This is a genomic window from Acidovorax sp. GW821-FHT10E04 (assembly GCF_059415185.1).
Map to the genome: position 1 here is coordinate 101,872 of NZ_JBWKMT010000001.1, position 11,673 is coordinate 113,544.

Consider the following 11,673-nt stretch of genomic DNA (forward strand, 5'->3'; position numbering starts at 1 on the left):
GGAGAGGGCAGCATGCCGGGCGGCCCGCATCCACTTATTAATAGACAACGAGAGATTCACACGAGGAGACACCAGAACATGACGCGCCAATACTTTGGAACCGACGGTATCCGTGGCACCGTCGGGCAACCTCCGATCACCCCGGATTTCGTCTTGCGCCTGGCCCATGCCGTCGGGCGCGTGCTGCGCAGGGCCGAGGACCGGCCCACGGTGCTGATCGGCAAGGACACCCGCATTTCAGGCTACATGCTGGAGAGTGCGCTGGAGTCGGGTTTCAATTCCGCCGGCGTGGACGTGGTGCTGCTGGGCCCCTTGCCGACCCCGGGTGTCGCGTACCTGACCCGTGCCCAGCGCGCGAGCCTGGGGGTTGTCATCAGTGCCAGCCACAACCCTTACCCCGACAACGGCATCAAGTTCTTCAGCGCCCAGGGCACCAAATTGCCCGACGCCTGGGAGCAGGCGGTCGAAGCCGCCCTGGCAGAGCCCCCGGTGTGGGCCGACTCGGCCAGCCTGGGCAAGGCGCGCCGGCTCGATGACGCCGCGGGCCGCTACATCGAGTTCTGCAAGAGCACGTTCCCGCAGGACCTGACCCTCAAGGGCCTCAAGATCGTGGTGGACGCGGCCCATGGCGCGGCGTACCAGGTGGCGCCCAAGGTCTTTCACGAACTCGGTGCCGAGGTGCTGTCGATTGGCTGCTCGCCCGATGGCCTCAACATCAACCACGAGGTGGGCGCCACCCACCCTGACGCGCTCGTGCGCGCCGTGCGCGCCAACCGCGCCGACTATGGCATCGCGCTTGATGGCGATGCCGACCGGCTGCAGATCGTGGATGCCACCGGGCGGCTGTACAACGGCGACGAGCTTCTGTACCTCATGGCGTCGGACCGCATGGGCCGTGACGAGCATGTGCCCGGCGTCGTCGGCACCCTGATGACCAACATGGCGGTGGAGGTGGCGCTGCAGGCACGGGGCGTGAAGTTTGTGCGCGCCAAGGTGGGCGACCGCTATGTGCTCGAAGAGCTGGCGCGGCACCAGTGGGTGCTGGGCGGCGAGGGGTCGGGCCACCTGCTCGCGCTGGACCGCCACACCACCGGCGACGGCCTGGTGAGCGCGCTGCAGGTGCTGCAGGCCAGCGTGCGCAGCGGGCGCACGCTGGCGCAGCTGCTGGCGGACATCACGCTCTACCCCCAGGTGCTGCTCAATGTGCGTCTGGCGCCCGGGCAGGACTGGAAGTCCAACCGCCGCCTCGAGGAGACCACCCGCGCCGTGGAGCAGGAGCTGGGCGCCACGGGCCGGGTGCTGATCCGCGCGAGCGGCACCGAACCGCTGCTGCGCGTGATGGTCGAGGCGCGCGATGCGCAGCAGGCCAGCGCGTGTGCGCAGAAGCTGGCCGACGCGGCCCGTGCCGGCTGATGGTGGCGCCGCGCGCCATCGCCACTGTGGGGCGCGCCGTGCGATCGGCTACGCTGCTGTCTTTGCCGCCAGCCTGGAACCGTTGCTGATGCCTTCCACCACCACCGATGCTCTCACTCCCATCACCGTCCGGCGCGTGGACTATGGCGATGCCCGCCAAGCCCGGGCGTTGGTTGAACTGCTCGACAGCTATGCGAAGGACGTGGCGGGGGGAGGCGTGCCGCTCAGCGCCGAGGTCCTGCGCGGCCTGCCCGAAGCCTTGCGGCGCAGGCCCCAGGCTTTCAGCGTGATCGCATGGGCGGCCGACGCCGCGGCGCCGCACGGCGAGGTGCCCGTGGGGCTGGTCAATTGCCTGGAGGGTTTTTCGACCTTTGCCTGCCGGCCCCTGGTCAACGTGCATGACGTGGTGGTGGCCCCCGGCTGGCGCGGCCACCGCATTGCCCAGCGCATGCTGCAGTCGGTGGAGGCGCTGGCGCGCGAGCGGGGTGCCTGCAAGCTCACGCTGGAAGTGCTTTCGGGCAACCGCAGCGCCCTGCGCGCGTACGAACGGGAAGGCTTCGCCGCCTACACGCTGGACCCCAGCATGGGACAGGCGCAGTTTCTGCAGAAGATGCTGGACGGGGCAGGGCCTGTGCCACCCGCGGTACTCTGAATCACTTTTCCGGGAGACAAGACCGTATGAAGACATCTCTGGGCCAGATCGCCGCGGTGGGCGCCACCGCATTGGCGGCGTTGCTCGCGGCGCCCGCTGCCCATGCGGGCAAGACGCTTGACGGCATCCGGGCGCGCGGGCAGGTGGTGTGCGGCGTCAACACCGGGCTGGCCGGGTTTGCGATCGCGGACTCCAGTGGCCGGTGGTCGGGCCTGGACGTCGACATCTGCCGGGCGCTTGCGGCCGCGGTGCTGGGCGACGGCCAGAAGGTCAAGTACGTGCCGCTGGACGTGCCGCAGCGCTTCACCGCGCTGCAATCCGGCGAGGTGGACGTGCTTTCGCGCAACACCACATTCTCGCTGGCGCGCGACGCATCGCTGGGCCTGCACCAGACGGCCGTGACCTACTACGACGGCCAGGGCTTCATCGTGCCGGCCAGGAGCAAGATCAAGAACCTCCGCCAGCTCAAGGGGCAGACCGTGTGCGTGCAGTCAGGCACCACGACGGAAAAGAACCTGGCCGACTATTCCCGTGCCCACGACCTCGACATCAAGCCCGTGATGTTCGAGAAGGTGGACGCGGCAACGTCGGCCTACCTGTCGGGGCGCTGCTCCGCGTTCACCACCGATGCCTCGGGCCTGGCATCCCTGCGCAGCGGCGTTCCGCAAGGCGCGGCAACGCACACCATCCTGCCCGAGCTCATCTCCAAGGAGCCTCTGGGCCCCATGGTGCGGCGGGGGGACGACGAGTGGTTCGCGGTGGTCAAGTGGGTGATCTACGGCCTCATCGAAGCCGAAGAGCAGGGCGTGACACAGGCCAACGCGGACCAGCTGAAAACCAGCAGCAGCCACCCGGTGGTGCAGCGCATGCTGGGGACCTCGGAAGACACCGGAAAGCTGCTCGGCCTGGACCGCGACTGGCTGCTGCGCGCCGTCAGGACCACCGGCAACTATGGCGAGATCTTCGAGCGCAACGTCGGGCAGAAGTCGGCGCTGGCGCTGCCGCGCGGCCTCAACAACCTGTGGAACAGGCAGGGCCTGATGTACGCCTTTCCGATCCGCTGAGCGTTGCCTGGAGGGATCTGCTCGCGCGGTGCGGACGACAGCTCGGGCATCGCGGCAGTGCAATGCAATACAGTGCATTTGCTATTATATTTATAGCTGCTCGCGCTTGTCCATAAAGCGTCAGGGGCTGATTTTATTCAAAATTTCCCCGTGTGGAGGCCTGTTGCCCGGGCGGGTCTGTGAGAGCCGGTCCGGCGGGTCCGGGCCGCGGCACGATCGTGCTGCCGGCCGGCCGGCTCAATGCAGCTGCCGCCGCATGAAGGCTTCCAGCTCCGGTGCCGACAGCGGCATGCTGAAGTGGTAGCCCTGCGCCTCGTCGCACCCCTGCTCGCGCAGGAAGGTCAGCTGGCCTTCGGTCTCCACGCCTTCGGCCGTGGTGCGCATGCCCAGCGCCTGCGCCATGCGGATGATGGCGCTCACGATGGCGCGGTCGTTGTTGTCGTTGCCCAGGTCGCGCACGAACGACTGGTCGATCTTGAGCTTGAAGATCTGAAATCGCTTGAGCTGGCTCAGCGATGAATAGCCGGTGCCGAAGTCATCCATCGACATGCGCACGCCGCGCGCGTGCAGCTGGTCCATGGTGGCCACCGCGGCATGCGGGTCGTCCACGGCCACGCCTTCGGTCAGCTCCAGCTCCAGGCAATCCGGCGGCAGGTCGAATTCGGCCAGCATGCGGCTTACCAGTTCGGGCAGTTGGGGCTGGCGGAACTGGATGGCCGAGAGGTTCACGGCCATCGTCAGGCCCGGGAACCCGCAGGCCCGCCAGGTCTTGAGCTGCGAGAGCGCGGTGCGCAGCACCCATTCGCCGATCTGCAGGATCTGCCCGCTGTCTTCTGCAATGGGAATGAATTCGGCGGGCGACACCCCACCGAGCTGCGGGTGCTGCCAGCGCAGCAGGGCTTCCACGCTGCGCACGGCCCCGGTGGTCAGGCTCATCTGCGGCTGGTAGTGCAAGTGGAACTGGTTGCGCTCCAGCGCCCGGCGCAGGGCGTTTTCGAGCTGCAGCGCGCGCACCGACTGCGCCTGCATTTCCGGGGTGAAGAACTTGAATGTGTTGCGCCCGTCGAGCTTGGCGCGGTACATGGCCACGTCGGCCGACTGCGTCAGGGTGTCGAAGTCCTTGCCGTCCTGGGGGAACAGCGCGATGCCCATGGACGGGGCCATGGTCAGTTCATGGTGGTCGATCTGGTAGTGCTGGCGCGAGGCCTCCTGCAGCTTGCCGGCCACGCGGGCCGCGCCGTGCGCATTGGCGCCGGGCAGCAGCAGGATGAACTCGTCGCCACCCAGGCGCGACACCGTGTCCTTGTCGCGCACCACGGCGCGCAGCCGCTTGGCGATCTCCACCAGCAGCGCATCGCCCACCCGGTGGCCCAGCGAGTCGTTCACGTGCTTGAAGTGATCCAGGTCCAGGAAGATCAGGGCCAGGGGCATGTTGCCCTCCTGGGCCACGCGGATGGCCTGCTGCGCGCGCTCGGACAGCAGGGCTCGGTTGGGCAGGCCCGTGAGGGCATCATAGTGGGCGAGCCAGTAGATGCGCTCCTGGTCGGCCTTGCGGTCGTTGATCTCGCGGTGCAGGTTGTCTACGGTCTCGCGCAGTTCGCGGGTGCGGTCCTGCACCTGCCGTTCCAGGTCCTCGTGCGTGCTGGCCAGGACGGCCTGTGCCTGCTTTCGCTCCGTGATGTCCATGGTGATCCAGATGGAGCCTTGCGATGGATCGGCGGGATCTATGGATTTGCTGCGCACCTCGCAGATCACGGGGGTGCCGTCCTTGCGGCACAGTTCCAGCTCGCCTTCGTACGAATGGCCGGCGGCCAGCTGCGGATAGCACCGGCGGCCGACTTCTTCCCACGCGGCGTCGCTGGCATACCAGCGGCGCGACGGGCTGCCCGCCAGTTCCCCCGGCTGGTAGCCCAGCATCTGCTCGAAGTGGTGGTTGCACCGGGTCAGGCGCCGGTCGCGCAGGAACACGATGCCCACCATGGCGCTGTCGAACAGCAGCTGTTTTTCGCGGACCGCGGCGCCCAGCGCGGCCTGCGCGCGCCGTTGCTCGTCGATATCGTCCAGGATCCAGATGGAGCCTTCGGTCGTGTCGTGCGGATTGATGAGCCGCCCCGTCAGGCTGCCCCAGAACAAGGAGCCGTCGCGCCGGCGCAATTGGCGCTCCACGCGGAAGGCCTGGCCCTGGGCGAGCACCGGGTAGGCGGTGCGGCCCAGATCGCGAAAGGCATCGCGCGAAGGGTAGAACGCCTCGGTGTTGAGGCCCACCAGCCCTTCGGCGCTGGCGTAGCCGAAGATCTCGGCGTACCGCTGGTTGCAGCGCACCACGCTGCGCTGGCGCAGGAAAACAATGCCCACGCCCGCACTGTCGAGCAGGGTTTGCTGTTCGCGCAGCGCGCGTTGCAGGGGGGTGTCGGTGGCAACTCCAGGACGCTGCAATTCTGGAGAGCTGTACGGCGCAGACATGGAAACCGGTACGGGCGGGAGGGCCAGGCGGCCTTGGTAATTTGTACCAAAGTGTAGCAGCGCTCCCTTACAAGCCTTTCGGCGGGGCGTCCGGCCCTTTCCCGTGCAGGGTCGGGGCGGCTTCAGTGGTCCCGCTGAGCGCGCAGGTACGCCTCGAACTCCGGCGCGGGCAGGGGGCGGCTGAAGTAGAACCCCTGGCCCTCGTCGCAGCCCTGGGCCTGCAGGAACTCGACCTGGCCGTCGGTTTCCACCCCCTCCGCCGTGGTCTGCATGCCCAGGGCCTGCGCCATGCGGATGATGGCGCTCACGATGGCCCGGTCATTGGCATCGTCTTCCAGATCGCGCACGAACGACTGGTCGATCTTGAGCTTGTAGATCTGGAACCGCTTGAGGTAGCTCAACGAGGAATATCCGGTGCCGAAGTCGTCCATGGACAGGCGCACGCCGCGGTCGTGAAGCTGGTCCATCATGGCGAGCGCGGCGGCGGGGTCGTCCACCGCGGCGCCCTCGGTCAGCTCCAGCTCCAGCCGGCGCGCGGGCAGGCCTGCCTGTTCCAGGCAGCGCGTGACCATCTCGGGCAGCTGGGGATGCCTGAACTGGACGGCGGAGACGTTCACGGACACCGCCCGCAAGGGCAGCTGCAGATCCAGCCAGCGTTTGGCGTCCTTCACCGCGGTGTGGATCACCCATTCCCCGATCGCCACGATCATGCCGCTGCTTTCGGCCACCGGAATGAACTCGGCCGGCGACACCATGCCCAGCTCGGGATGGCGCCAGCGCAGCAGTGCCTCGGCCCCCACCACCTGGCGCGCGGTGAGCGAGACCTGGGGCTGGTAGTGCAGTTCGAACTGGTTGCGCTCCAGCGCGCGGCGCAGGGCGTTCTCGATCAGCAGGGCGCGCGCCGTGCGCGCCTCGAGGTCGGCGGTGAAGAAGCCGTACCGGTTGCGCCCGTTCTGCTTGGCACGGTACATGGCGGCATCGGCCCGCTGGTACAGCGTGTCGAACGAGTCGCCATCGGCGGGATACATCGCGATGCCCACCGACAAGGTGGTGGTGAGTTCGTACGGGTCCACCTGAAACGGCTGGGCGATGGCCGCGAGCAGCCGGGTTGCCATGTCGGCCGCGGAGGGTGCCGAGGTGGCGGGCAGCAGCAGCAGAAATTCATCGCCCCCCAGGCGCGAGACGGTGTCCTGAGGCCGCAGCAGGGACTGAAGGCGCTGCGCCACCGCCACGAGCAGGATGTCTCCAATGCGGTGGCCCAGCGAATCGTTGACGTTCTTGAAGTGGTCCAGGTCCAGGAACAGCATGGCCAGGGTGCCGCCTCGCGCCTGCTCGTTGGCAATGAGGTGCTGCGCGCGCTCGGCCAGCAGCGCGCGGTTGGGAAGGTTCGTGAGCGGGTCGAAATGCGCCAGGCGCTGGATGCGGTCCTGGGCCTCGCGCTGCTGCGTGATGTCGCGAAACAGCGTGATGGAGTGCGTGGCGACGCCATTGCCATCGCGCACGCTGCTGACCGACAGCCACTGGGGGTAGGTGGACCCATCCTTGCGGCGGCCGCAGGCCTCGCCCTCCCAGTGGCCGTCCTGGGACAGCCGTGCGTACACGGCGTCGGCGCTGGCGTTGTCTGCCGGCCGGGCGACCGTGAGCAGGCGCACGGACTGCCCCACGGCTTCGGTTTCCGTGTACCCCGTGATCCGCGTGAAAGCCCGGTTGATGCGCACGATCGTATGGGCCGCGTCGGCGATCACGATGGCTTCGCTGCTCTGGTCGAACACCTGGGCGGTCAGCTGCAGTTGCTCCTGGGACCGCTTGCGCTCCGTGATGTCGCGCGACAGCAGGATGAACCGTGGCTTCGCGCCCGCGGACGTGGCCTTGCGCGCGGCGGACAGCTCAAACCACGTGGTGCCCACCCCGGGCAGGTCGAGCATGATCTGCCGCCCGGAGGACCAGCCCTGCGCCTGGGCATCGCTCAGCACGTCCAGCACCGACAGGGCCGCCAGCGCTGGCAGCACCTCGGTCACGTTGCGTCCCACCAGCGTTTCGGCGGGGCCCATGAGCAATTCGGCGCGCTGGCTGTGCACGCTGCAATAGAACCCGTCCTGGTCGAGTTCGAAGAGAGGGTCCGGGATGGCGTCGATGGTGGCGTGCAGCTGCTGCTGGGTGGCCTGGATTTCCGAGGTGCGCTGGGCCACCTGATAGGCCAGCCCGCGCTCGTGGGCCTTCAGCTCGAAAAGAAGCCGGGCCAGGTAGGTCATCATCAAGGCAAACAGCAGGCCCACCGCGCAGCGCATGAGCAGCACGGCCGGGTCGCCCCAGCCCTTGATGGGGACCAGGCTCAGGGTCCATTGCCCGTTGGGCAGGGTCAGCGACCGGCCCACCGCGTCCGCGCCTGGGGGCGGGTCGGATGCGGCAATGGTCTGTTCCTCGCCCGTGTCGGGCCGGACGCGCCACAGCCGGTAGTGGTAGCCGCGCAGCGTCAGCTGCGGCAGGCGCGCCGCGGCCAGCACTTCGGGCAGGCGGATGGTGACGTAGGTGAACCCCCAGAAGGCGCGGTGCCCCTGGGCATCGTCGAGGTAGACGGGCTGGCGCCCCACCACGCCCAGGCCGCCTTGCACCAGCTCCATGGGGCCGGCCAGGGTCAGCCGGCCCGACTCCCGGGCCCTGGCGGATTCGGGGCCCTGCCGGGGGTCGTTGAGCTGGTCGAAACCGATGGAGTTCTCGTTGCCCTGGCGCGGCACGACCTGTTTGACCACCCCCCCGGGAGAGAGGCCCATGGCCGTGATGCCCGGGTAGAAGGGCAGCATCTGCGTGCCGATCTCCTCGAACTGCGTCACCTCTCCCCGGCCCTGGCGCACCAGCGCCACCAGGGTGTTGTTGGCCGACAGGGCCAGCTCGATGGCGCGTTGCAGCGCCTGGACGTGGTCACCCGCCATGTCCGTCACCTGCGTGCGGTGCTGGGCGCGCTCCTGGCGCTCAAGGGCCCACACCACCACCCCGGCACAGGCCGCCGCCAGAACAAACACGACCAGCGAGCCCGCAAGAGGGCTTCGGGAGCGGGTGGGGGCGGATGCGTGCACGGTGCGGTTTCCTGAACCAATTATGCAGGCCCGTTGGAGCCGATGCGGGGTTCTGCGCGGCGATCCGCTGTCATGGGATTGACATGCGGCCGACATGGCGGCGTCACGCGGCAATTTCACACTCGTGCCCAGGGAAAACGGTTCCCAGCCCATGGTTGGGGCCTCCAGCCGAACCCGTCCTGACACAAGGAGATGTTGCACCATGAATGAGCTGCCCACCTTGACGCCGCCCCTGTCCGCCGAAATCGTTCCCCAGCGGCCGCTTCGCGGCACGGCTGCCATGCCCGGCGCCCTGCAGCCGGTGGCGGCGCGGGGGGCCATCGAGGTGGCATGGGCGCGGCATGAAGATGAGGTGCGCCAGGCGCAGCGGTTGCGGTTCGATGTGTTCGCGGCGGAGATGGGCGCTCGATTGACGACCCCCATCCCCGGCCACGACGTGGACCTGTTCGACGACTATTGCGAGCACCTGCTGGTGCGCGACGCCCAGAGCCAGCAAGTCATTGGGACTTACCGCGTGCTCACTCCCGCACAGGCCCGGCGCGTCGGCGGCACCTACAGCGACACCGAGTTCGACCTGACGCGGCTGCGCTCCCTGCGCCCGCGCATGGTGGAGCTGGGCCGCAGCTGCGTGCACCCCGACCACCGCCACGGCGGCGTGATCATGGCGCTGTGGAGCGCGCTGGCGGACTTCATGGTGCGCAACCAGCTCGACACGATGATCGGCTGCGCCAGCATCCCCATGCTGCACAACGGCGTCGTCAGCGGCGACGCGGCCGCGAGCATCTGGCAGCAGGTGCGCAAGACACACCTGGCCCCCATCGAATACCACGTGCTTCCCCGGCTGCCGCTGCCCGTCGAGCAGCTGGACGGCTCGATCACGGTGGAGCCCCCGGCGCTCATCAAGGGCTACCTGCGCTTGGGCGCGCGCGTGCTGGGCGCTCCAGCCTGGGACCCGGACTTCAACACCGCGGACCTGCCGATGCTGATGCGCCTGGCGGACCTGCACCCCCGCTACCGCAAGCATTTCCTGGGGGCCTGATGCGCACCGCGTTCGATGCCCTGGGCCCCTGGATGGAACCGTCCGTGGGCCACGAGGACATGGCCGACGACGCACATGCCTTCGCGGCGGGTCATCGCCGGTACCGCGCGGTCTTCATTTCGGATTTGCACCTGGGCACTCCGGGGTGCCAGGCAGTCGCGCTGCTGGACTTTCTCAAGCACCACCCCAGCGACCACCTCTACCTCGTGGGCGACATCGTCGACGGCTGGCAACTGCGCCGCAAGTGGTTCTGGCCCCAGGCCCACAACGATGTCGTGCAAAAGCTCCTGCGGCGCGCGCGCAAGGGATGCCGGGTGGTCTTCGTGCCTGGCAACCATGACGAGTTTGCACGCGCCTTTGTCGGCCACTCGTTCGGCGGCATCGAAGTGCTGGCCGAGGCGGTGCACACCACGGCGGACGGCCGCAGCCTGTGGGTCACGCACGGAGACCACTTTGACGGAGTGATCCAGTGCGCCAAGTGGCTGGCCTACCTGGGGGACAACCTGTATGAGTTCACGCTGCGGCTCAACCGGCACCTCAACACCTTGCGCGCCCGCATGGGGCTGCCCTACTGGTCGCTGTCGGCCTACCTGAAGGGCAAGGTCAAGAAGGCGCTCAATTACGTGACCGACTTTGAAGTGGCCGTGGCCGCCGAGGCGCGCCGCAGGGGACATGACGGCGTGGTGTGCGGCCATATCCACCGCGCGGAGATGCGGGAGATCGGCGGAACCCTGTATTGCAATGACGGCGACTGGGTGGAAAGCCACACCGCGCTGGTCGAACACCTGGACGGCCGGCTGGAACTGCTCCAGTGGCCCGCTTCTCCCTTCGCCGACACATCGCGGACCGAGGCCGCCGTTGCCCTATGAAAATCGCCTTGCTGACAGATGCCTGGCTTCCCCAGGTCAACGGGGTCGTCACCACGCTGCTGGAGCTGGTGCGGGAGCTGGAAGCCGCCGGGCACGCGGTCCAGGTGCTGCATCCCGGCCAGTTCGCAACGCGCCCGTGCCCTGGCTATGCAGGGATCGATCTGGCCGTGCGGCCCGCGCAGCGCGTGGCAGGGATGCTGGATGCGATGGAGCCCGACGCCATCCACCTTGCCACCGAGGGGCCGCTGGGCTGGGCGGGGCGCCGCTACTGCCTGCGCAAGGGCCTGGCATTCACCACGGCATTCCATACCCGTTTCCCGGAAATACTGAACGCGGCCTTGCGGGTGCCGCTTGGATGGGGGTACGCGCTGTTCCGTCATTTCCATCGCCCGTCATCGGGCGTGATGGTGCCGACGCACGGCGTCCTGCAGATGCTGGAGCACCGGGGATTTCGCAACCTGCGCCTGTGGACCCATGGCGTTGACACGCAGGCTTTCGCGTTCCACGGCGCCACCACCCCCAGCCCGCTCATGGGGGCCCTGGCCCATCCCGTGGCCTTGTACGTGGGACGGATCTCGTACGAAAAGAACATCGAGGCCTTCCTCCGGCTGGACATGCCCGGCTCCAAGGTGGTGTGTGGTGTCGGCCCGCTGGAGGCGCGCCTGAAGGCCAGGTACCCGCAGGTCCGCTGGCTGGGCATCCTGGACCGCCCGGCACTGGCACAGGTGTATGCGGCGGCGGATGTTTTTGTGTTTCCCAGCCGTTCTGAAACCTTCGGGCTGGTCATGCTCGAGGCCATGGCCTGCGGAACGCCGGTGGCCGCTTTCCCCGTGGACGGGCCGATGGAAGTGCTGGGTGCACATCCTGGCCAGCCGGCACGGGGGGGCGTGCTGCATGACGATTTGCTGACTGCAAGCCAGGAGGCGCTGGCGATTGCCCGCTCCGACGCCCGGGCGCGTGCGCTCGATTTCACATGGGCCCACGCCGCGCGGCTGTTCGAGCAGTACCTGGTTCCTGCCCGGACACAGGGCGTGGCGCGTGTGACTGTCACGGAGTCTGTCACATCTTTGTCATCTGGGCGTTAAATACTGCAGCCATC

General features: G+C 68.1%; 8 protein-coding genes. 6 read left to right on the forward strand and 2 right to left on the reverse strand.

Annotated features, from left to right (window positions below; all coding sequences use genetic code 11):
• The first annotated feature begins 78 nt into the window (after positions 1-78).
• From glmM to AC07OC_RS00465, 3 genes are all read left to right on the forward strand, one after another.
• Positions 79-1,413 carry a phosphoglucosamine mutase gene (gene glmM, locus AC07OC_RS00455; protein ID WP_218297674.1) on the forward strand — a complete coding sequence of 445 codons (1,335 nt, stop codon included), beginning with the start codon at positions 79-81 and terminating at the stop codon, positions 1,411-1,413.
• Positions 1,414-1,501: 88 nt separating this feature from the next.
• Positions 1,502-2,065 carry a GNAT family N-acetyltransferase gene (locus AC07OC_RS00460; protein ID WP_492807738.1) on the forward strand — a complete coding sequence of 188 codons (564 nt, stop codon included), beginning with the start codon at positions 1,502-1,504 and terminating at the stop codon, positions 2,063-2,065.
• Between the two features lie 26 nt (positions 2,066-2,091).
• Positions 2,092-3,129, forward strand: a complete 1,038-nt coding sequence (locus AC07OC_RS00465; protein WP_494600310.1) for an amino acid ABC transporter substrate-binding protein — start codon at positions 2,092-2,094, stop codon at positions 3,127-3,129.
• Between the two features lie 237 nt (positions 3,130-3,366).
• On the opposite strand, the gene AC07OC_RS00470 is transcribed toward AC07OC_RS00465, so the two are convergent.
• Positions 3,367-5,592 (reverse strand): EAL domain-containing protein, encoded by a 2,226-nt coding sequence (locus AC07OC_RS00470; RefSeq protein ID WP_494600311.1) that lies wholly within the window; start codon positions 5,590-5,592, stop codon positions 3,367-3,369.
• A 122-nt stretch (positions 5,593-5,714) separates the two neighbouring features.
• Entirely contained in the window at positions 5,715-8,666 is a 2,952-nt protein-coding gene (locus AC07OC_RS00475; RefSeq protein WP_218341598.1) for a bifunctional diguanylate cyclase/phosphodiesterase, read from the reverse strand.
• Between the two features lie 202 nt (positions 8,667-8,868).
• On the opposite strand from AC07OC_RS00475, the gene AC07OC_RS00480 reads away from it, so the two are divergent.
• Genes AC07OC_RS00480 through AC07OC_RS00490 form a run of 3 tightly spaced genes read left to right on the forward strand, consistent with a single transcriptional unit; the run spans position 8,869 to position 11,659 of the window.
• On the forward strand, positions 8,869-9,705 hold the full coding sequence (locus AC07OC_RS00480) for a GNAT family N-acetyltransferase (protein ID WP_218341599.1): 837 nt from the start codon (positions 8,869-8,871) through the stop codon (positions 9,703-9,705).
• A complete protein-coding gene (locus AC07OC_RS00485; protein ID WP_218297668.1) occupies positions 9,705-10,574 on the forward strand; it encodes a UDP-2,3-diacylglucosamine diphosphatase in 870 nt (289 codons plus the stop codon). Before AC07OC_RS00480 ends, AC07OC_RS00485 begins: the two co-directional genes overlap by 1 nt.
• On the forward strand, positions 10,571-11,659 hold the full coding sequence (locus AC07OC_RS00490) for a glycosyltransferase family 4 protein (RefSeq protein WP_218341600.1): 1,089 nt from the start codon (positions 10,571-10,573) through the stop codon (positions 11,657-11,659). Before AC07OC_RS00485 ends, AC07OC_RS00490 begins: the two co-directional genes overlap by 4 nt.
• Positions 11,660-11,673: the final 14 nt, after the last annotated feature.